Below are 20943 nucleotides of genomic sequence, written 5' to 3'. Positions count from 1 at the left end.
CTAATCTAGCGTCCGGCCCGGGCGGCCCGGTGTTCCCGGGCACGGCCGCTACCCTCGACCGGGTGACCGAGCCGAAACCCTCTGCCGCGGACGCCGTTCACCCGATCGTGCGGCAGACCGCCGAATGGGCGTGGCGGCTACTGGTGATCTTCGCGCTGGTCGCGGTGCTGGCGGCGGCCGTGCGGCGGCTCGATACCGTGGTGATTCCGCTGGCCATCGCCCTGCTGGCTGCCGCGTTGCTGGCGCCGCTGGTCGATTGGATGCAGCGGCGCGGCGTGCCGCGGGTGATCGGTGTTTTCATCGCGCTGGTCGGTTCGCTCGGCCTGGTCGCGGGGGTGATGACCTTCGTGGTGGAACAGTTCGTGGTGGGTGTGCCGCAACTGTCCGACGAGTTCACCGCCAGTATCCACAAGGTGCAGGACTGGCTCATCACCGGACCGATGCACCTCAGCGACGATCAGATCCGCACCGCCGGCGACGCCGCGATCCGGACCGTCCAATCGAACCAGGACACGCTGACCAGCGGCGCGCTCACCACGGCGACGATGATCGGCCATATCCTCACCGGCACCTTCCTCACCCTGTTCATCCTGATCTTCTTTCTCTACAGCGGCCACCAGATCTGGGAGTTCGTCACCCGGATCGTGCCGCGCCCGCATCGCGAACGGGTGCGCACGGCGGGCGGTCTGGGCTTCGGGTCGCTGGTGGGATTCGTGCGGGCCACCGTCGCGGTCGCGGCGGTGGACGCCATCGGTATCGGCGCCGGGCTGGCATTGCTGGGGGTGCCGCTGGCGCTGCCGCTGGCCTCGCTGGTGTTCATCAGCGCGTTCATCCCGATCATCGGCGCGTTCCTGGCCGGTTTCGTGGCGGTGTTCATCGCGCTGGTGACCAAAGGTTTCGTCACGGCGCTGATCGTGCTCGGGATCATCGTCGCGGTGATGCAGATCGAGGGGCATATTCTGCAACCGCTGCTGCTGGGGCGGGCGGTGCGGATCCATCCACTGGCGGTGGTCCTCGCCATCGCCGCGGGCGTGGTACTGGGCGGGATCGCGGGCGGCCTGCTCGCGGTGCCGCTGGTCGCGGTGCTGAATACGGCGATCCGCTCGCTGCTCGCCGACGACCCGGCGAAGGTTCTCGCGGAACTCACCGCCGACCGCAAGGGGATATATGCGGTCGAGCCCGATTCGCCCGAGTACGGAACCGCCGTGAACCTGCCGGGCCCGGACGGGACGGGACGATTCGATCTCGCGGCCATGCTGGCCGAAGCGCAGCGGCGGATACCGCTGCCACGGGTAACGGGCCCGGAACCCCGGGGGCCGGGGACACAGTCGCCACCGGACGATCCGGCGACCCCTGTCGAGGACGGGGACGGCCGGCCGTCGGATACGCGGAAGTAGAAAGGTTACCGACCGCACCGCGGAGCCCCGGGCCTCCCGCCCGGCCCGGAAATACCCGCCGCATCCGGGAATGCCCTGATGCGGGATCGCATCGGACCTGGGTAATCTCGGGGCTATGAACGGCCCGGATCCGGTTTTCGACGGTGTGGGTCCCGGTGGCCGGGTGGGCGACCGGGACCTGCGTGTTTCCGATGCCGAACGGGAGCACGTCGGGGAGTTGCTGCAACGCGCCGTCGGGCTGGGCATGCTCTCGCTGGGGGAGTTCACCGAGCGGATGGATACCGCCCTGGCGGCCAAAACCCGGGGTGAGCTCAATTCGGTGCTCGTCGATCTGCCGGGGGTCCGGCTGGTCGGCGAACCTGCCACCCGGCCTCCGAATCACGGGAAACCCGCCCCGCTCCCACAGCCAGGCGTCAACGGACGGTCCTCGCTGTCGGCAGTTGTGCAGGGCGGAGTCATCCGGCCGCGCATGTCCGGGATCTACCGCCGCGGCAATTGGCAGGTGGCGCCGGTCCTGCGGGTGAACAGCTGGTTGTCCGGTGTCACCTTGGATTTCACCCAGGCGGTGATGACCACCCAGGTGGTGGAGATCCAGGTCGACGATTACGCGAGTTCGCTCACGCTGATCGTCCCGCAGGAGGCGACGGTCGATCTGGACGGGCTGGAAATGGTCGGGTCCAGTGTGAACAACAAGGTCCGCAGCGGTCCGCCGATCGGGCCGCTGCATCTACTGGTGCACGGCCGGGTCCGGTTCGGCTCGGTCACCGCCAAGCAGCCGTTCATGGCGCACTGGCGCCGCCTGCTCGGCCACTGAACCTCTTTGTCCCGAGACAGTGTCGGCCGTCCGGCCGGGCGGCGCCCGCTATTCCGGATCCTCGCGGCGGCGCAGTAATTCGTTCACGCTCACCGAACGGCCCTCGTTCTGCTGATGGCGCCCTGTGTCCTCGGCGGCGGGCGGCATCCCGGCCTGCTGGCGCCGCGCCGAGCGCAGCCCGGCCATCCACGACTCGATGCTGTTGCGTTCGCGCGGATCCGGTTCCTGTTGCGGGCCCGCCGATTAGGCGGGCCGAGGGGCCGGATCCGCCGGACGCTGCCATGCGGCGGGCGAGGGACGGGCCGCCGCCGGATCCGGATTATGGCGCTGCGCCGGCATTTCCGGCGGCAGTCCGCGGGGTACCCGCCGCGGCAACTCCGGCAGCCCGGGCTGCGCGGTGCCCGGGGTACCGCCACCGGGTTCGGCGATCCGCGGCATCGGGCGCGGTTGCGAACCCTGATCCATGGCACGTCCCGGCTCGGCCGGACGCTGATTCGGCGCCGGCCGGGGTGGGGCAGGTGGCCGCCCCGGGCCGCGCTCGGGCAGGGGTGAACCGGCCGGCGGCTGCGGGCCCGCGGGACGCGGTGGAGCAGGCGGCCGGGCGGGCCCGCCGGGCGTGCCGGGAAGCCGCAGCGAAGTATCCGGACGAGACCCGCCCGGGTTTCCGGTGATCCGCGCCTGCTGCGGGTTCGGTGGGCTCGGCGGTGCGTCCGCCGGAGTCGGGTAGACGGTGCGTCCGGTCACCTCACGGCTTTCGGCATCCTCCACCGGTTCGGAGGCGAAGAGCCCGCGCAATGTCGGGGTCGCGAAACCCGAACGGCCGGGTGGAGTTCCGGTGTTGGGGCCGCCGGGGGTCCCGGTTCCTTGCGGGGCCGGATTACCGGTAGGTGCCCCGGGCCCGGCCTGGTTTGCGGGGCGACCGGCCTGGGTTCCGGGTGCTCCCGGCGCTCGCCCGGGTCCGGTCCCGCGGGGAGGTGCGGGCGGTGCCGCGGGGGAATCGGTGCCGCGCCCGGGGCCGGTCCCGCGGGGACGTGGTGGGGTCGCGGGGGAGCCGGGGCCGGGTGCGGATTCGCCCGGGGCACGCTCGGATCGGGGTGCCTCGCCCGGTCGCCGGCCGGAGTCGGGCAGGGGGTTCGGCCGGCGCCCGGGTTCCGGTGCCGCGTTCGACGGGTGACCGGATTCCGGCGCCCGGTTCCGGTCGCCGCGGCTCTCCGGCGTCCCGGCCGCGCCGAGGTGTGGTCCGGTCGGACCGGAATTCTCGGGACCGCCATCCGGGCGACCGGACGATTGCCGGGAGCTGTCGGCCGGGGGGCGCGGGCCGGCGGGAGGCCGGGGGCCGCGGGTCGCGGGTGGCGGGGGGCCGTGGGCAGGGGACCGCTGGTCCTCGGTGGTGGGCCGGGTATGCCGTCCCGTGCCACCGGCGGCGTCGGGGCCGCCGCGACCGGAATCACCTTCGGCGGGCGGGGTGGCACGCGGGCGCGTGGGGTCGGGCGGGGTCGGCATCGGTTGTTTCGGCGCGGTCGGCGCCGACGCGGCCGGTGCCTGCTTATCGGACCCTTTCCGCAGTGCTTTCGGTACCGCGTTCAGATGCGCGGTGGGCGCGGCGGCCTCGATCTCCTCGCGGGTGCGTTTGAGCACCGGTGTCTTCCGTTGTTTCTCCGCGCCGACGGCCGGCATCTGCATGGTGACCGGATCGGTGACCGGGGTGGTCTTGACCAGGTCCACCACATCGCCGCTGCCGGGCCGTTCGTCGTCGAGGATGGGTTCGCCCAGGCCGATCTTCTGCTGGATCCGTTTCATCCAGGCCGGGGCCCACCAGCAGTCGTCGCCGAGCAGTTTCATGGTCGCGGGGACGAGCAGCATGCGCAGAATGGTGGCGTCGATGATCAGCGCGGCGATCATGCCGTAGGCGATGTACTGCATCATCACCAGATCGGAGAACGCGAACGCACCGGTCACCACCAGCAGGATGAGCGCGGCGGCGGTGATGATGCGACCGGTGTGCGCGGTACCGATCCGCACCGCCTCGGTGGTGGAGGCGCCCATGGCGCGGGCCTCCACCATCCGCGAGAGCAGGAACACCTCGTAGTCGGTGGACAGGCCGTAGATGATCGCGATGATCAGCACCAGCACCGGCGACATGATCGGCTGCGGGGTGAAGTTCAGCAGATCGGCACCGTTGCCGTCGACGAATATCCAGGTCAGGATGCCGAGCGTCGAGCCGAGGCCGAGCGCGCTCATCAGGGCCGCCTTGATCGGCAGCACCAGCGACCCGAAGGTCAGGAACATCAGCACCGTCGTGACGAGCAGCACGAGGGCGATCATGAGGGGCATCCGGTCGAGCAGGGCGTCGATACTGTCGCCCTGCAGGGTCGGTTGCCCGCCGACCAGCATCGTCACATCGTCGGGGACATCGAGCGCCCGTAGATATTCCACGGTCGGCCGGTAGTTGTCGGAATCGAGGAGCGTCGCGCTGGTGCGGAAGACGTTCGGCTGGGTGGGCGATTCGGACGGTACGGAGAAACCGGCGGCGTCGGCCAGGCCGGGCGCCTTGTCCGCCTCCTTCAGCACCTTCGCGATGGACGAGGTGTTCTCGCCGAGGAAGATCAGCTGGATCGGGTCCGACTGGCGCAGCGGGAAGGTCTTGTCGAACTCTTCCTGCGCGATCCGGGTGGCATTGTCCGGCGGCAGATACTTCTCGCTCATACCGCCGAAGGCCAGGTTCTTCACCGGGATGATCAGCAGCAGCAGCAGGATGCAGATCGGGATGGCGATCTTGAGCGGATGCTGCATGACCCAGGTGGTGGCCCGGCCCCACAGGCTGGCCTCGACCTCCTCCGCGGATTTGGTCTTGCGCATCTTCTTGAAGCTCAGCATGTCCACCCGCGGCCCCAGGACGCCGAGCATGGCGGGGAGCAGGGTGATCGAGGCGAGCGCGGCCAGGGCGACGGTTGCGATGGTGCCGTAGGCCATGGACTTCAGGAAGCCCTGCGGGAACAGCAGCAGGCCGCCGAGACTGGCGATGATCATGGTCGCGGAGAACACGACGGTCCGCCCGGCGGTCATCACCGAACGCCGGACGGCGGCTCGGGTGTCGTAACCCTCGGCCAGTTCCTCCCGGAATCTGCTGACGATGAACAACCCGTAGTCGATGGCCAGACCCAGGCCGATCATCGAGACCACGGCGCCGACGAAGGTGTTCACCTCGGTGAATTTCGTCAGCATCATGATGATGCCGTTCGCGGCGATGATGGTGAGGCCGCCCACGATCAACGGGAGCCCGGCGGCCACCACACCGCCGAAGACGAAGAACAGCAGAACGCCGACCGCCGGGATGGCCAGGATCTCCATCCGCTTCTGGTCGTGCGCCATGGTGTCGTTCAGCGTGCCCGCCACCGGCTGCAGGCCGGCGACCTGCACATCGACCCCGTCGATGTAGAAGACGTCCTTCACGGCCCGGTAGTTGCGGACCATCTCGTCGTCGTTGTTACCGACGATGGCGATGGAGGCGAAGGTTTTCGTCTTGTCCTTCGACCCGACCACCGAGGGCTGGGCCTCACCGGTCTCGGTCTTCCAGTAGGCGAGATTGACCTTCGCGATCTGTTCCGGGTGCTCCTTCGGCAACCGGTTCAGGCTGTCCACGATCTTGTCCCGGAACGCGGGGTCGGAATCTATCGTCTGACCCTCGGGTGCGGTGTAGAGCACCAGCACGTCACCGTTGTGGTCGCGGCCGAACGCCTGGTCGGAGATTTCGGCGGCCTTCACCGATTCCGAGTTCGGATCGAACAAACCGCTGGAGCTGAGATGATCCGCCAGCCCGAGACCGTAGGCACCCAGGCCCAGCATCCCTGCGACAACGACTCCGATAACGGCGAAACGCAGCCGGTAGACCAGATCGCCCCAGCGGGTGAACACTTTACGCGACTCCTTGTGCGGGGCGAGAGGTGAGCAGCGCCGACAGCGGCCGGAACGGCTGCAGCCAGGCACCCTCGTCGGGCAACGAGTCGAGGCTCACCCGGGGGAGCGGTTCACGGAACACTCCCGGGATGTCCTCGAGGTCGACGAATTCGAGGGTATCGGATGTTACCGCCCAACTCGCGTGCTCGCGGAAGCCGAGGACCTGAACCGGGATACCGTCGGCGGCCAGCTGCTCGAGCGGCTCGCGGAAGGCCTGGCCGTCGGCCGAGGCCACAATGATGCCGGCCAGGCCCGCGCCGCGGGTGCGTAACTCTATATGGCCCAGCATGTCGGAATCGACATCGGAATCTTCGTCGATCTTGGGTTTGGCGAAGACGGCGTAACCGACATTGCGTAACGCCTCCACCCACGGCCGCACCACATCGGCGGTGCCGGGGGCGATATTGGTGAATACCGTGGCCTCCGGCTCCACCCGCTGTTTCTCGCCGACGGAGAGTTCGGAGGTGCGGGCCAGCAGCCAGCGGCCGAGGGCGTCGAAGCGGGGACGATAGGCGGCAGTGGGACGGCCACCGAGAATCGCGCCCAGACCCATATCCAGGTTGGGGGCGTCCCAGACCAGCAGAACGCGCCGCAGGCGGTCCGATTCGGGCCCGGCGGGCTCGCCGCCGGGTTCGTGCAGACTTTCGGCAACCTCGTCGCCGGCCGGGGCCATCTCACTGACGCTCATCATTCGATCTTGCCCCATATGAACTCGTTGATCGCACTACCGGCCCGATGTGCCTTGCTCTCGAACTTGGTGACCGGGCGTTCGAAACCGATCGGCGCCGATTCGCGATGTTCGGCGCTCACCCCGCCGGTGGTCTCGTTCAAACCGGCGAGCAGGGGTTCTGCCGCGCCGACTTCCGCGATGTGCTCGGCGTATCCGGCATGGTCGGTGGCGACGTGCAGCACTCCGCCCGGCCGCAGGCGGTCGGCGATGAGCGCGACGGTGGCCGGCTGCAACAGCCGGCGCTTGTGGTGGCGGGCCTTGGGCCACGGGTCCGGGAAGAACACCCGCACCCCGGTCAGCGATCCGGGAGCAATCATGTTCTCCAGCACATCCACCGCATCGCCGCGCAGCAGCCGGATATTACCGATCTCGTCGCGTTCGATCCGCTGGACGAGCTGCGCCAGACCGGGCTGGTAGACCTCGATCCCGATCAGGTTCAGATGGGGTTCGGCCTGCGCCATCTCCGCGGTGGCGGTACCGGTTCCGCAGCCGATCTCGATCACCAGCGGGGCGCGGCGCCCGAACCAGGCGTCGGCGTCCAACGGTTCGTCGGCGACCTCACGACCGATCAGCGGCCAGGTGCGGTCCCAGGATTTCTGCTGGTTGGGGGTGAGCGCACCGCGCCGGGAGCGGAAACTGGTGACCCGCGGGTACAACCGCGACCCGCTGTGCCGTCGCCGGGACCCGCCGGCTCCTTCGGAGGTTTCCGACAGGGTTACCGGAACGGACTCGGGGCGAGGGTGCACGGCGTCGTTCACAGGCCTATTGTCCCGCATCCCCGATTCCGGTCCGCACCGGAGGCGCACCGGACCTACCCGCTGGTAGGCCGAGCGGGGTCCGCGCCCGGCGCGCCGCGGGCGCTCTTCTGACAGAATGCGCACCGGGACAGGGGGTGTGCGGCGGTGACAGTCGAGGGATCGGACAGGTACATGCGGGAAGTGGGGGCGGCGGATCCGCTCGAGCGGATGATTTCGACGCTGCGGATGGGTGACGGCACCGACGCCGGCATCGCGAACGGTATCGAAATGGCCGCCCAGCGCTGGCGGAGCCTGCCGCGCGCCCAGGTGGCCGGCCGCGCCCGGTCGGGGCGGACGACCGTGGCCAAGGCACTCGGCCTGCAGCAGGGTGCCGAAACGGCGCCGGTGGACGAGCCCGGTTTCCCGGACCCGGTACTCGACGCCGACATCCTCATCTATGTGCTGGCCAGCACACCGTCACCGGGTGATCGGCGGATCCTGGGGTCGCTGCCGCCGGAACGCACGCTGGTGGTGCTGAACAAAGCCGATGCGATCGGCACCGGCTGGGCCGACGCGGTGGCGGCCGCGGAACAGTACTCCCGGGCCTTCGGGCTGCCGGCCTTCCCGATCGTCGGCACGCTGGCCGCGCGCACGATCGCCGGGGCGCTGCGCGAACCCGACCTGGAGTTGCTGCGCCGGCATGCCCGCAGCGGTTCGCTGTCGGCGGTATCGGCCGAGGCCTTCGTCTCTCCCGCCGCCGGACCGGATACCGAGGAGCGGGCGCAACTGCTCGAGCGCTGGGACCTGTACGGGCTGGCGTGCGTGCTGGCCGCGCTGGCCCGCGAACCGGACCTCTCGCCGCAGACGGTGGTGCAGATCCTGCACACCGTCAGCGGTATCGAGCCGGTGGCCAAACTGCTCGGCCTGCGCTATCAGCAGGCGATCTCGCGCCGGGCCGGTGTCTTCATCGACGAGCTGACCCGGTTGGCGGCGCGGGCGGTACCCCAGGGCACCAGCCGCGCGCGCACGCTGATCACCGAGTACCTCGACACCGACGAGGCGAAATGGCTCGGTCTGTGCGGCGGCCTGGCCGATCCCGAGGTGTCACATCTGGCGGCCGGTTATCCCCGGCTGGAGCCGGAGAACGCCGATGACGCGCTGGCGCGGGCCATCCGGTGGCGGGCGGTGGTCGCCAGTGATATGTCACCGGCCGCGCGCCGGGCCGCGGTGCGCGTCCACAACGGGTACGTCCGGGTATGGGAACGGATGAGCAGTGTCGGGCTCTGACCCGAGCCCGGGGACCGGCCCGCCCGGTACCCGGTCCGAAGCCCCGGCCGCGCGCCCGGACCCTTTTCCCGAGGCAGTGGCGGCGGTGGTGGGCCGCTGGAACCCGCAGGGGATGGCTCTGCTGAACACGATGACGGTCGCCGGGAACCATCCTGCGGTGGTCCGGTTCATCGGCCCGGACGATGCCAACACCGCGCTGCTGCGTACCGAACTGACGCGTTTGGAACCGAGGATCGAACTGAGCGCCCCGGCGGCCGATCCGGCCGCTGCTCCGCCGGGCACGGTGACTTCCGCGCCCGGCGGGCCGGTAACCGCCGGACCCGGCGGGGCAGTTACTTCTGTGCCGGGTGGGGCAGTTCCGCCTGTGCCCGGTGAGGCATTGGCATCGGTATCAGGCGGAGCGGTGACCGTGCTGGTCCTCGATGCCGGCGTGGTGATCGGTGCCGCCGAACTCGACCTGGTGCGCCGGCTGCGCGCCGACGGCAGCCGGGTACTGCTCGTGCTGAACGGGACGCACGCGCACCTCGATTGGCAGCTGGTCCGCGACCGCAGCGCCGAGCTCCTCGCCGCCGCCGGGCTGGACTGCGAGATCGTGCCCGTCTCCGCCCGGCTCGCGCTCGCCGCCCGCACGGCCGGAGACTCCGCCCTCCTCGACCGCTCCGGGATCGTGCTGCTGCATGCCCGGCTCGCCGCGCTCACCACCGGCACCACCACCGTGGACACGCGCCGCGCCGCCGCGGCGGCGCAGGTGGTCGCGCAGACGGTCGAGCGGATCGGGCAGGAAGAAGCCCTACTGGCCGCGGGCAGCGAAACCGAACTGCTGCGCGCCGAACGGGCCCGCCTGATCGCCGAACGCGACGGCGGCCGGGCGGCGGCCGTCGCCACCCTGCGCGCCCAGCTGAACCTGGCGCGTGTCGACCTGCTGACCCAGGTCGGACACCGGGTGCGGGCGTTGCACGCCGAGGCCCGGGCCGAACTCGACCGCCTCGATCGCGCGGGCCGCGCCGGCTTCCCGGACCGGCTGCGGTCGGCGGTCGCCGCGTTGACCGATACCGTCGACCGCGATATCGCCGCCCGGCTCACCGAGCTGCGCGCGCGGGCGGCCGCCGCGACCCCCGGCGCCGCGCTACCGCATCAGACACCCGGCTTCCGGCATGATCCGGCTCCCACAATGGGCCCGGATCCGCAACCCCGCGGGCGGGGTGTCGAAGATCACCTGATGATCGTCGTCGGCGCGTCGGCGGGAGTGGGTCTGGGCCGGCTGCTCGTCTCGCCGCTGGCCCTCGTGCCCGCCCTCGATGTGGCCACCATCCCGGTCACTCTGCTGCTCGGCGCGGGCGCCGCGGCCTGGGTGGTGCGTGCCCGCCGCCACCTCGCCGACCGTGATCACCTGCGGCAATGGGTCGCGGACGCGGTCGCGAATATAAAGGCCCAGCTCGAACAGCGCGCCGTGACCGCGCTGGTGGAGACGGAAACCGAGCTGTCCGACGAGATGGTGCGCGCCGCGGCCGACCGGATGCTCGAGGTGGATCGGCGGGTCGCCGAACTGGAGGCGGCGCTGCGCCGCGCGAGCAGCGGGCAACCCGGCCGGCTCGCCGCCTGTGCTCGTGACCGGCAGATACTCGAGCAATGGGTCGCGGAGTCCGGAAAATAGTTTGTCCACCCCTATTGATAGGCAACCCGCTTCCATAGAGGTGGCAATACCGCGTTAACCTCTAGACAGGAACCTGGGCGTCCGCTTTGCCCTGGTGTACCCCGGTAGCTCCGGGGGCGCACACCGCGGGCAGGAGCGGGCGCCTCACCCGCCAATGGTGGCGCTAGGTGTTTTCGCGCTGGTCACGGGCCCGAGGGCCAGGGCGGAGGCATCATCGCCGCCCATTTCAGGAGAGTTTTCATGACCTCAGCGACCATTCCCGGTCTTCGTGGATCCGACGGCACCGCGCCGACCGAACACAGCGAACTGCTCGCCTGGGTTCAGGAGGTCGCCGAACTGACTCAGCCGCAGCGAGTCGTGTGGGCGGACGGTTCCGACGCCGAATGGGACCGGCTCACCACCCAGCTCGTCGAGGCGGGCACGTTCAAGAAGCTGGACGAGAAGAAGAAACCGAACTCGTTCCTCGCGTTATCCGACCCCTCCGATGTGGCCCGGGTCGAATCGCGCACCTTCATCTGTTCCAAATCCGAAGCCGACGCCGGTCCGACCAACAACTGGGTCGACCCCACCGAGATGCGCGCCACCATGACCGAGCTGTACCGCGGCTCGATGAAGGGCCGCACCATGTACGTGGTGCCGTTCTGCATGGGCCCGCTCGGTGCCGAGGACCCCAAGCTGGGTGTCGAGATCACCGATTCGGAATACGTCGTGGTCTCCATGCGGGTGATGACCCGGATGGGCCGGGCGGCGCTCGATCTGCTGGGCACGGATCGGCCGTTCGTGAAGGCACTGCATTCGGTGGGCGCGCCGCTGGCCGAGGGCCAGGCCGATGTGCCGTGGCCGTGCAACGACACCAAATACATCACCCACTTCCCCGAGGACCGCGAGATCTGGAGCTTCGGCTCCGGTTACGGCGGTAACGCGCTGCTCGGCAAGAAGTGCTATTCGCTGCGCATCGCCTCGGCCATGGCCCACGACGAGGGCTGGCTGGCCGAGCATATGCTCATCCTCAAGCTGATCTCGCCGGAGGACAAGGCGTACTACGTGGCCGCCGCGTTCCCCAGCGCCTGCGGTAAGACCAACCTCGCGATGATCCAGCCGACGGTTCCGGGCTGGCGCGCGGAAACCCTGGGCGACGATATCGCCTGGATGCGGTTCGGCAAGGACGGCCGGCTGTACGCGGTGAACCCCGAGTTCGGCTTCTTCGGTGTGGCCCCCGGCACCAACTGGTCCTCCAACCCGAACGCGATGGAGACGCTGCAGGCCGGTAACACCGTCTACACCAACGTCGCCCAGACCGACGACAACGATGTGTGGTGGGAGGGCCTGGAAGGCGAGCCCGATCACCTGATCGACTGGAAGGGCAACGACTGGTACCTGCGCGAGACCGAAACGCTGGCCGCGCACCCGAACTCGCGGTACTGCACCCCGATGTCGCAGTGCCCGACCCTGGCCGCCGAATGGGACGACCCGCAGGGCGTGCCGATTTCGGCGATCCTGTTCGGCGGGCGCCGTAAGACCACGGTCCCGCTGGTCACCGAATCCTTCGACTGGCAGCACGGCGTGTTCATGGGCGCCACGCTCTCCTCGGAGCAGACGGCGGCCGCCGAGGGCAAGGTCGGCACCGTGCGCCGCGACCCGATGGCCATGCTGCCGTTCATGGGCTACCACGTCGGCGACTACATGGCGCACTGGATCAATGTCGGTAAGAACGCCGATGCCACCAAGCTGCCGAAGATCTTCTATGTGAACTGGTTCCGCCGCGGAGACGACGGCCGGTTCCTGTGGCCGGGCTTCGGCGAGAACTCGCGGGTCCTGGAGTGGATCGTCGGCCGTATCGAAGGTTCGGCGGATGCCGAGCCGACCGCGATCGGCAATGTGCCCACGGCCGCCCAGATGGATCTGGCGGGCCTGGACGTGGATCCCGCGGATGTGGACGCGGCGCTGGAAGTGGATCTCGACGAGTGGCGGGCGGAAATCCCGCTCATCGAGGAATGGTTCGAATTCGTCGGTGACAAACTGCCCTCCGGCGTGCGCGACGAGTTCGAGGCCCTCAAACAGCGCATCCAATAACATGGCGCCGCCTCCGGCGGCGCGAGGGTCGGGGGCCCCCATGGGGGGGGGGTTGAACACCCCCCCCCCCCCCGGGGGGGCCCCCCTTTTGCGCGCCCCAAAAACCCCCAACCAAAAAACGGGCCCCCCCCCCGGGGGGCGCGAGGGTCGGGGCCCCCTTGGTCTCGTTCTTCACTCCGCCGCTCCTCCGCTTCGCTCCCCCGCTCTGTCGCTCCAGAACGAGACGGGCCCCGACCTTGAAGGTGGAGCATTTGCCGAGGGGCGATGACGGGCCTGAGGCCGGTCGCAGATAGTTGTCGCCGGACGACCCCGGCCGTGTTCGATTCGTGGGACACGGCCGGGGTCGTACTGTATTTCGGTCGTGGAACGGGCGGTGCGGAAGCGGGCCGTGATGTGATCTGTGCCTTATCCTGGAAACGATCACGTAATCCCGATTCGCCGGACTGTCCTACTCCTGATCGGCCCGCCTGTCGCGCGATCCGTGGCCGTGCCGATCACCCCGCGAGAGGTGGTTGGAACATGGCCCAAGGGCATTTAGCCGCACAGTCCTCCGACGATGTTCCGGTGAGCACTCCGCTACATCGTGCCGCGGGGCGGTTGCAGTCGGCGCTACCCGAGGGGTGGCAGGTCGAAGTGGTGGACGCCGAGGACGGTTCGCCGGACGGTCGGCAGATACTGCGGGCGTTGCTGGTTACCGATTAGTTTGCTCGCCGAACGGTTCCCCGGTTGATTCCGGGATGATTTGTCACGGGGGCTATTTCAGGTTTTCGCCGCCGCGCCGGGTCCGGTTATGGCAGGTTTGTGCTGTGCGGCACGCCAACTCGTTTGCTCATTTCTCCTGGTAGATGCCACTTTATGCAGTTGTCTCCCAGTCGCGGGCGAGGTGTGGGTGCCGAATTCCCACCTCTCGGTTCGTATTTCATCGAACGCACTATTGCGTTTTGTTGCTGGATCGCGCATGATGTTAGCCAGATATCAGCTCGCTCCATACATCGAACCTGAGACCCACAATCGGGAGTGCGTTCATGGCGGTGCAAGTGATCGGCCGGGCGTTGATGACCAGCGACCAGACCGACCATCAAGCGAAAAGCGTTGGCAGCGGCGGCTGGGTCGTCTCGTTCCTACCGGGACGCACACTCACCACCGAACAGGCGATGGCCGCGATGCAGGCGGCCGAGGCGGTGGCGGTGGTCGGGGGGTTGGCCGATCTGGTCGGTCTCACGACGCTCGAAACCGTCGGTCTCGCCATTCAGGAATCACCGTGGACGCGGTCCGAACCGGTGGTTCGCAGCCGCTGGCGTTCCCGGGCCGGTCGCGGCCGTCCGCAGATGGCGCTGTAACGGCCACAACCCGGCGGAGCTCCTCGGCGAACTGCGCTTGCCCGAGGGGAATTCGGGGGATATGCCTAGTCGCCCGGCGCGGGCCCGCCGGGTTTCCCCGCCACCACCACCAGGTTGCTGACGAGTAGCTCCCGAATCACCGGTAGCCGTACCAACCACCACGCCCAGCGTGGGTGATAACGCGGGAACACCGCGTACACGGTCGCGGAAGTGCGCTTCGACCAACGCAATCCGTCGCGGGCGGGAACCGCGAACAACGAGACCCCGAAACGATTCTTGGGTTCCCGCCCGTTCTTGCGCCGGTACCGGCGCGCGGGGCGTATGACGCCCAAAAAAAAAAACGAGCCCGCATAAATGACGCCCCACCGCCCCCCCCCCACCCCCACTTTGTCCCCCCCCCCTTCGTGCCCCCGTCCCGGCCCCGCGGCGTATTCGCCGCCGAAATAATGCCAGGGCCCGGTTTCGTGGCCGCCGAACGGCCCCAGCCACACCGTGTAGGACAGCACGACCAGCCCGCCGGGTTTGGTCACCCGTACCATCTCGTCGGCCATCCGCCACGGATCCGGAACGTGCTCGGCCACATTCGACGAGAAGCAGATATCCACGGCATCGTCCCGGAACGGCAGCGCCATACCGGAACCGCGTACGGCCGCCGGGACCGAGATACCCGCCGCGTGCATTTCGGAGGGGTCGGGCTCGACCGGGATATAGCGGGCACCGGCCCGGGCGAATTCGTCGGCGAAATATCCGGGCCCGCCGCCCACATCCAGCACGGTGGTACCCGACAGGTCGCGCCCGGTGATATCGGCGAAGAAATCGCCGAGCAGATGCACACTGTCGGTGGCGATACCGCCGTAGAACCGGGCCGGCTCGGTCTGCTCGAACCGGAAACTGCGCAGCAGCCGCACCGAGCGCCGCAAGGTCGCCCGCCGCGCGAACCGAAACCGCTTGCGCACCTGACGCGGCGCACCGGCAACCGCGGAGCGAGACCCGCGACCGTGGCCCACGGCGCCGCCGCTATCCGCCCCGGCGGGCGGTATCCGAGTCACGAGTGATTCCTCAGCGTCGAGCACGCTGCCGAGTTTCGCATATCAGGCGCGCCCCTGATTCCCGCGGCCGCGTCGCAGCGGTTCCCTCCGCCGAGCACCCGGCCGCTGCCACCCCGGGGGAGGGCACGCCACCCCTTCGCGCCGGCCTCCGCGGAACGCTGGCATGCGCCGCCGGAGGCGACGCAATATATACAGCTAGGATCGCGATGACCTGTCCCGCCGCGCGGGACGCTGACGATCCGTCCCGTCGCGGGACCCGAGCCGACCGGAGAAGCCGCACGTGCGCGAAGTACTCCTACTCTGCTGGCGTGATACCGGGCATCCGCAGGGCGGCGGTAGTGAGCGGTATCTGGAGCAGGTAGGCGCGCAGCTGGCCGCCCGCGGGGTGAAGGTGACGCTGCGGACCGCGCACTATCCGGGCGCGGCGCGGCGGGAACGGGTGGACGGTATCGATATCAGCCGGGGTGGGGGCCGGTTCACGGTGTACCCGCGGGCCCTGGCCGCGATACTGCTCGGGCGGCTCGGTCTCGGGCCGCTCAAGGGTGTGCGGCCCGATGCGGTGATCGATACCCAGAACGGCATCCCGTTCTTCGCCCGGCTCGTTTCGGGCGCGCCGTCGGTGGTGCTGGTGCATCACGGGCACCGCGAGCAGTGGCCGGTCGCCGGGAAGCTGGTGGGCCGGATCGGCTGGTGGATCGAATCGTCGCTGTCGCCGCGGGTCCATCGCCGCGACCAGTATCTGACGGTGTCACTGCCCTCGGCCGAGGAACTGGCGACGCTGGGCGTCGACCGGTCCAGAATCGCGGTCGTCCGCAACGGCGCCGAACCCGTGCCCGCCGAGGCGCCCACCGGTACCGCCGCGGTGCGCACTCCCGAACCGCGGGTGGTGGTGTTGTCGCGGCTCGTTCCGCACAAACAGATCGAGGACGCCCTCACCGCGATTGCCCGGCTGCGCGCCCGGATCCCCGCCGTGCACCTCGATGTGATCGGCGGCGGTTGGTGGGCCGACAAACTGCAAGATCAGGCGGTGGCGCTCGGAATCGCGGACGCGGTCACCTTCCACGGTCATGTCGGTGAACGCCGTAAACACGAACTGCTCGCCCGCGCGTGGGTGCATGTGCTGCCGTCCCGTAAGGAAGGCTGGGGCCTGGCGGTGATCGAAGCCGCGCAGCACGGGGTGCCCACCGTCGGCTACCGCTCGTCGCGCGGGCTCACCGATTCCATCATCGACGGCGTCACCGGGCTGCTGGCCGACGATGCCGACCAGCTCGCCACCATCGTCGGCGAACTGCTCGACGACGCCTCCGCCCGCACGATCATGGGCGAGAAGGCCCGCGCCCGCGCCCGGGAGTTCTCCTGGGAGCACACCGGCGCAGGTGTTCACGAGGTACTCGCGGCCGCCGCCGCGGGCCGCCGGATCAGCGGCCTGATCTCGCCCGGGGAAACCTCGGTGGCGGATCCCGACATCGCGGCGGGTGCCTGACACCGGGCTTGTGCAGCCGGTCGGGGCGAGCCCCGACGGCGGCCGAGGTTGCGGGGTACCCGACGACCGGAACCGATCTCGCCGGTCGAAGGGCCCAGCGATGCCGTGCTGGGTGGCGTTCGCGCCCGCGCCGTCGGCGCAGGGCCTGCATGGCGCTCGTCTCGGGTGCCGGCTCCGCCCAGGGGCCTGGCCGGAGCCGTAGAGCTGCGTCTCACCGAGTATGGAGCTATCCGCCGGCGTATTCGGCGGGCATACGGCGGCAACGGTCCTCGACTGCCCTCTCGAGCCGTCTACAACCTCTTCGCGTCCAGTAATGCCGGTGGCATGGTTCGGTGTCCGTCGATCGATACCGTCTTCGTCTCCGGTACGGCGAGCGGCCTTGCCGTGGGGCGGAGGTCTGCTCTCACCGAGGCCGGCCTGTAAGCCGGATCCTGTGCAATGTGCGCGTGATGACGGCCGCGATCAGTGGGGCTACCAGCAGTAACGCCCAGAGGATGTGTGCGCCGAGCACCGGGTTCCGGTGTTCCGGCGCGGGGCGCGGCACGACCTCCGGTACCCGGTACAGGTCGAGCTCGGCGGTACGGAGGACGGGTTCGAGCCGGTCGAGGGTGGTAGCGGATTCGCCCAGCGGGCCGGGGGTGTCGCGTTCGACGAGGACCCATCCCACGCCGAGGCGCGCGAGTTCGGTCGGCTCGCCCCCGGCGAGCAGTAGATCTTCGACGGTCCGCGCGCGCGTGCCCTCACCCGCGACCACCTCGCCGCGCACCGGCAACTCGCCGGTTTGCAGGACATCGCGCGGCAGCATCCGCGGGGCGGGGTCCAGGACGGGTGCCGAACCCGAGTACGGGAACCGGCGGAACATCCCGCCCGGCAGGACCGCGATATCACCGGGGCCGTCGATGCGCTGCGTGACCGCACCCCACGAATCCGGGTAACGCACGGCCCGCATCTGCCCGCTCACGCCCCAACCGAGGTCGATCAACGGCAGAATGAGCAACCCGATGAAGAGCGCGACGAGCGCGGCCGAGGATCGCATGGGCGCGCGGCCGGACGGGCTGCTGTTCGACACCTGATCGGCAGATGCAGGTTCCGGAAACCGGGGATCGCCCCCGCGAACATCGGCCGGACCTGACGGGCCGGCATTCGTGCGCGCGGTACCAGCCGGCGAGCCGGATGAATCCGGTGCGCCGCCGGCTGCGTGGAGGCGCGGGCTGCCCGGGGTCGCTTCGGTTCGGCGGCTGGGGGAGACGCGTGTACTGCCGGGCACCGGCCCGGGCAGAGCGGGTCCGGCCCCGGGCGCGGATCGGGAGGGGCAGCCGCTGTCGAGGGTCGAGCTCGTGCCCGCACCAGGTGTATCCGAGTCGGAACCACCTGGCTCGGAAGCGGGCGGAGCTGCGGCTGTGCTGTCGGATTCCGCGGACCGGCGGCCGAACCGGACCGAGCAGGCGGCTGCGGCGCACAAGGTGTAGCCGGGAACCGCGAGCGCGACGAACTTCTGTGTATCCCGCAATAGCCCTGCACCGGGGAGGTGTGTGACCAGCCATTCCATCACGGAGAGCCCGGCCGGGGTCGCCGCGAATGCGGGCAGCGCCACGGCGGCCGCGGCGAGGATCAGCAGGATGCGGCGGGCGCGGGTGCGTTCGGGATCGCCGTCGGTGGCCGCGACCGTGCGGATGCCGAATGCCACGATGATCAGCAGGAGGAGGGTCGCGAGGGCGGCGAGGGGTGTGGTCCGGGACCCGGGTACGGCGTCGGCGTTCCAGATACCGCCCAGTCCGGCGAGGCTGCCCAGGGTGCCCAGACCGGGCTCTGCGCGGGCGGCGAAGGCCGGGACACCCGCGGGATCCGAAGGTTCGGCCGCGACACCCGAGACCGCGGTGGCCGTCAACCACGGGGAACAAGCCAGCACGAGCAGTCCGAGAACGCCCGCGAACCGCCGCCATCCGGCCACCGCCAGCGCGACGACCCCCGCGAGCAGCGCACCGGTGGGGGTCAGACCGGCGGCTGCCAGGCAACCCGCCAGCATTGCCCAGTTCCCGGCACCGCCACCGTGTGCCGGGCGGTGCGCAGGCCGACCGTGAGTGCCCGGCGCGGTGTTCGGATCACGCCCGGGGAGAGTCTCGGCGTTCGCCGGCGATTCCTGCTCACGAGTTCTCGCGGACTGCCGGCCGGGCGGAATCGTCCGGGGGCCGGGGCGTGCGCCGCGAAGCCGGAGGGCAGCCAGGACGGTCCAAGGAAGTGCGGCATAGCCGGTGAGCAGGCTCCAGTGACCCTGCAACAGGCGTTCGGCGACGTAGGGATTCCAGACCGCGAGGGTGGTGGCGACCAGTTGGGCGGCGAGCGGCGCGCGCAGCAGGTCGCGGGCGAGGACCGCAGCGCCGTAGCCGGCCGCCCAGAGCGCGGCGAGCAGGATCGCTTTCACGACCACACCCCCGTCGACGATTACCGAGAGGGCGGCCAGCAGAGCGTCCTGCGGGACCGCGCGGGGTGCGGCGTCGCCCAGGCCGAGCGCGGCATCGGTGGGGTACGAGCGCGGGGTGCTCACGGCGTCGCGGAGCAGGAGATAGCCGGGCCGCAGAAGCGGGGCGGTGATCAGGAGGGTGAGCAGCAGGCTGTATCCGGCCGGGAGCCATCGTGTCCACCGGCCCGCGCGTTGTGCACCCACGGCGAGTCACCCTACGTTCGCCGGCCCGGGCGGGGCGGACCGGTCTGCCGGTGGCTCCGGGTGGGAGACTTGCCGGCGTGCAGTTCGTTCGCCGTCTCCCCGCCGTGGCGGACATGACCCTGGTCACCGCGGGGGCGATGACCGCGAATATCGCGAGCTATCTGCTGCAGTTGCTGGCCGGCCGGTGGCTGGGGGTGGCCGGGTACAGCGAATTCGCCAGTCTGCTGGCCGTTCAGCTGCTGTGCGCGGTGCCGGCGCTGGCCCTGCAGAACGTGGTGGCGCGCGAACTCGTGCACGGGGCCGATCTCGCAGCACTGCGGGCGTTGCGGTGGCGGTGTGCCGCCCTGGTGGCGGTCGCGGTAGTGGTGCTGGTGCCGGTGGTGAGCGTGCTGCTGGAGGTGGGCATCGTGGCGGCCGCGGCGGCGCTCGGATCGGCGCCCGCGCTGGTCGTGCTGTCGGGTGAGCAAGGCGTACTGCAAGGGCAGAAACGGTTCCGGGGGCTCGCGGTGGTGCTGGGGGCCGCCGGTATCGCCAAGGTGGTCCCGGCGCTGGTGGTGCTGGCCTGCGGTGGCGGTGCCGCGGCGGCGTTGTGGGCAGCGGCGGGCGGAATTGCCGCCGCGGCGGCGTACGGGCGGATGGTTGCAGGGCCGCAACGTGCGGTTCCGGCCGGAAATCGGGCGGGCGAGCGGCACCGAGTGCCGGGCTCCGATGGTTCCCGGCGGCCGGGCGCTTCGGGACCGCCGACGGCTCCGCGGACCACCGAGAAAACGGGCCCCGGTGATTCCATGTCATCGGTACCCGAAGGCCCCGGAACCGCTGAAGGAGGTTCCCGGTGGCCGAGCTCGGCGGAATCCGATGCGGGTACGACACCCGGGTTCGCGGCGGCCGGGACGAGGCCGGGGCTCGCGGATGTGGCGGCGGTGCTGCGGGCCGCGCAGGTGCAGGCGGCGTTGATGGCGTTGTCCTCGGCGGATCTGATCGTGGTGCGGATGGTGCTCGAGGAACCCGATGCCAGCCGGTACGCGCTGGGCACCATCGCCACCAAGATCGCGTTCTGGCTGCCGCAGGCCGTGGGCGTGGTGTTGTATCCGCGGATGGCGCAGCCGGCCTCGTCGAGTTCGGCGGTCCGTTCGGCGCTGGCGGTGCTCGCCGGAATCGGCGTGGTCGCGGTGCTCGGCGCCGCGGTGGCGGCACCACTGGCCCCGTTGTTCGCCGGACAGGATTACGCGCCGATCCAAGGGCTGCTGTGGCTGTTCGCTTTGCACGGCGCGATTCTGGCGGTGCTGCAGGGCGCGCTGCTCTCGGCGATCGCGGTGAACCGCACCGCGCTGGCGACCCTGGCGTGGATGGGGCTGGCTGTCGAAGTGGTGCTGATGGTGACGGTGGCGAGCACGGTCACCGGTCTGATCCTGACCGCCGTCGCTGTCGCCGGCACCACCACCGCACTCGTGGCGCTACTGGTCATCCGGGCGGCGACCCGGCGTCCGGCGGTCGCCGCCACGTGATCGGCGGCAGCGCCGCCAGGCCCACCGCGATCACCGCGATCAGCGCGGGCAGCTGCACCCACAGCGAGTCGCCCATATAGCCGCCGGGCATCCGCCACGGCCCGGTCGACAGCGCGGCGGCGGACAGCGCGGTACCGAACCCGGCCACCGCGGCCGGCGCGCGCCGCGGCAACCGCGGGACGAACCGCACCACGGCCAGACCCACCACCGTGAGCACGGTGCCGGCGGGCCCGGCGATCACCGTCGCCGCCG

Annotated in this window: 16 protein-coding genes; 9 read left to right on the top strand and 7 right to left on the bottom strand. The window is 70.1% G+C overall.

The window, feature by feature from the left end:
• The first annotated feature begins 62 nt into the window (after positions 1–62).
• Both QH276_RS34960 and QH276_RS34955 read left to right on the top strand, forming a co-directional pair.
• On the top strand, positions 63–1397 hold the full coding sequence (locus QH276_RS34960) for an AI-2E family transporter (RefSeq protein WP_280399177.1): 1335 nt from the start codon (positions 63–65) through the stop codon (positions 1395–1397).
• A gap of 163 nt (positions 1398–1560) precedes the next feature.
• Positions 1561–2211: a DUF1707 SHOCT-like domain-containing protein gene (locus QH276_RS34955; protein ID WP_280399186.1), complete on the top strand. Its 651-nt coding sequence runs from the start codon at positions 1561–1563 to the stop codon at positions 2209–2211.
• Positions 2212–2259: 48 nt separating this feature from the next.
• On the opposite strand, the gene QH276_RS34950 is transcribed toward QH276_RS34955, so the two are convergent.
• From QH276_RS34950 to trmB, 4 genes are read right to left on the bottom strand one after another with little or no spacing between them, the layout of a single operon-like run.
• On the bottom strand, positions 2260–2397 hold the full coding sequence (locus QH276_RS34950; protein WP_280399178.1) for a hypothetical protein: 138 nt from the start codon (positions 2395–2397) through the stop codon (positions 2260–2262).
• Positions 2398–2454: 57 nt separating this feature from the next.
• A complete protein-coding gene (locus QH276_RS34945; RefSeq protein ID WP_280407043.1) occupies positions 2455–6126 on the bottom strand; it encodes an MMPL family transporter in 3672 nt (1223 codons plus the stop codon).
• 1 nt (position 6127) lies between these two features.
• Positions 6128–6856 (bottom strand): NYN domain-containing protein, encoded by a 729-nt coding sequence (locus QH276_RS34940; protein ID WP_280399180.1) that lies wholly within the window; start codon positions 6854–6856, stop codon positions 6128–6130.
• Positions 6856–7674 (bottom strand): tRNA (guanosine(46)-N7)-methyltransferase TrmB, encoded by an 819-nt coding sequence (gene trmB, locus QH276_RS34935; RefSeq protein WP_280399181.1) that lies wholly within the window; start codon positions 7672–7674, stop codon positions 6856–6858. Before trmB ends, QH276_RS34940 begins: the two co-directional genes overlap by 1 nt.
• A gap of 126 nt (positions 7675–7800) precedes the next feature.
• Here trmB and QH276_RS34930 point away from each other — a divergent pair, with 126 nt between their 5' ends.
• From QH276_RS34930 to QH276_RS34910, 5 genes are all read left to right on the top strand, one after another.
• The gene (locus tag QH276_RS34930; protein ID WP_280399182.1) at positions 7801–8922 is read left to right on the top strand and encodes a hypothetical protein; all 1122 of its coding nucleotides are present in this window, start codon (positions 7801–7803) and stop codon (positions 8920–8922) included.
• Between the two features lie 112 nt (positions 8923–9034).
• Positions 9035–10576: a hypothetical protein gene (locus QH276_RS34925; protein ID WP_280407042.1), complete on the top strand. Its 1542-nt coding sequence runs from the start codon at positions 9035–9037 to the stop codon at positions 10574–10576.
• Between the two features lie 240 nt (positions 10577–10816).
• Entirely contained in the window at positions 10817–12649 is a 1833-nt protein-coding gene (locus tag QH276_RS34920; protein ID WP_280397617.1) for a phosphoenolpyruvate carboxykinase (GTP), read from the top strand.
• Between the two features lie 564 nt (positions 12650–13213).
• Positions 13214–13351, top strand: coding sequence for a hypothetical protein (locus QH276_RS34915; RefSeq protein ID WP_280396557.1), 138 nt, complete (start codon positions 13214–13216; stop codon positions 13349–13351).
• A 323-nt stretch (positions 13352–13674) separates the two neighbouring features.
• Positions 13675–13989, top strand: a complete 315-nt coding sequence (locus tag QH276_RS34910; protein WP_280396558.1) for a hypothetical protein — start codon at positions 13675–13677, stop codon at positions 13987–13989.
• Positions 13990–14054: 65 nt separating this feature from the next.
• Here the strand turns inward: QH276_RS34910 and QH276_RS34905 are convergent, their stop codons facing one another.
• Positions 14055–14945 (bottom strand): class I SAM-dependent methyltransferase, encoded by an 891-nt coding sequence (locus QH276_RS34905; protein WP_280407041.1) that lies wholly within the window; start codon positions 14943–14945, stop codon positions 14055–14057.
• 373 nt (positions 14946–15318) lie between these two features.
• On the opposite strand from QH276_RS34905, the gene QH276_RS34900 reads away from it, so the two are divergent.
• Entirely contained in the window at positions 15319–16521 is a 1203-nt protein-coding gene (locus QH276_RS34900; protein WP_280402232.1) for a glycosyltransferase family 4 protein, read from the top strand.
• 403 nt (positions 16522–16924) lie between these two features.
• On the opposite strand, the gene QH276_RS34895 is transcribed toward QH276_RS34900, so the two are convergent.
• A complete protein-coding gene (locus QH276_RS34895) occupies positions 16925–19186 on the bottom strand; it encodes a hypothetical protein (RefSeq protein ID WP_280402231.1) in 2262 nt (753 codons plus the stop codon).
• A 137-nt stretch (positions 19187–19323) separates the two neighbouring features.
• On the opposite strand from QH276_RS34895, the gene QH276_RS34890 reads away from it, so the two are divergent.
• Positions 19324–20691, top strand: coding sequence for a polysaccharide biosynthesis protein (locus tag QH276_RS34890; RefSeq protein WP_432278739.1), 1368 nt, complete (start codon positions 19324–19326; stop codon positions 20689–20691).
• Here the strand turns inward: QH276_RS34890 and QH276_RS34885 are convergent.
• The coding region (locus tag QH276_RS34885) for a hypothetical protein (RefSeq protein WP_280407040.1) at positions 20648–20943 on the bottom strand (296 nt) is incomplete at its 5' end. The genes QH276_RS34890 and QH276_RS34885 overlap by 44 nt on opposite strands.

The sequence above is a fragment of the Nocardia carnea genome (assembly GCF_029869215.1).
Classification (GTDB): Bacteria; Actinomycetota; Actinomycetes; order Mycobacteriales; family Mycobacteriaceae; genus Nocardia; species Nocardia carnea_B.
The sequence above is the reverse complement of the archived record's forward strand: the minus strand, read 5'-3'. Positions and strand labels throughout refer to the sequence as shown.

Bases quoted from the DNA above. Each gene is read 5' to 3' on its own strand.
- QH276_RS34920 (WP_280397617.1), top strand. From the start codon at position 10,817: ATGACCTCAGCGACCATTCCCGGTCTTCGTGGATCCGACGGCACCGCG.
- QH276_RS34950 (WP_280399178.1), bottom strand. From the start codon at position 2,397: ATGGCCGGGCTGCGCTCGGCGCGGCGCCAGCAGGCCGGGATGCCGCCC.
- QH276_RS34890 (WP_432278739.1), top strand. From the start codon at position 19,324: ATGACCGCGAATATCGCGAGCTATCTGCTGCAGTTGCTGGCCGGCCGG.
- trmB (WP_280399181.1), bottom strand. From the start codon at position 7,674: ATGCGGGACAATAGGCCTGTGAACGACGCCGTGCACCCTCGCCCCGAG.
- QH276_RS34925 (WP_280407042.1), top strand. From the start codon at position 9,035: ATGGCTCTGCTGAACACGATGACGGTCGCCGGGAACCATCCTGCGGTG.
- QH276_RS34940 (WP_280399180.1), bottom strand. From the start codon at position 6,856: ATGAGCGTCAGTGAGATGGCCCCGGCCGGCGACGAGGTTGCCGAAAGT.
- QH276_RS34910 (WP_280396558.1), top strand. From the start codon at position 13,675: ATGGCGGTGCAAGTGATCGGCCGGGCGTTGATGACCAGCGACCAGACC.